A 293-nucleotide genomic window follows, 5' to 3' on the forward strand; every position below is an offset into this window, starting at 1 on the left:
TGGGGCGCTGGTGTACCTCTACCCCATCTTCATCGTAGACAAGGAGATCATCGTCCGTCTGTTTTCGAGGATCCTCATCAGCCGTATCCACGACACGGCTCTTTTCAGCCATCAGAGATCACCCCCGTACTTCCGCTCTAAGGTATCACACAACCCCATGATGGCTTCGGGGAGGTGCGGCGACACCTCGCACTCCTCTGCGTCGGGCATGACAGACGGCGCCCCACACGCCTTCCAGAGCGTGTACTGCTCGCCCGTCTCGTCGTCCGTGGCCGTAGTCTGTTCGACGGTGA

General features: G+C 59.7%; 1 protein-coding gene. It reads right to left on the reverse strand.

The genetic code is table 11. From position 1 onward, the window contains the following. Nucleotides 1–111: 111 nt before the first annotated feature. Nucleotides 112–293, reverse strand: a 182-nt coding sequence (locus EXE42_RS19070) for a hypothetical protein (RefSeq protein WP_158293796.1), incomplete at its 5' end; no start/stop codon positions are given.

Source organism: Halorubrum sp. SP3 (assembly GCF_005435195.1).
Lineage (GTDB): Archaea > Halobacteriota > Halobacteria > Halobacteriales > Haloferacaceae > Halorubrum > Halorubrum sodomense.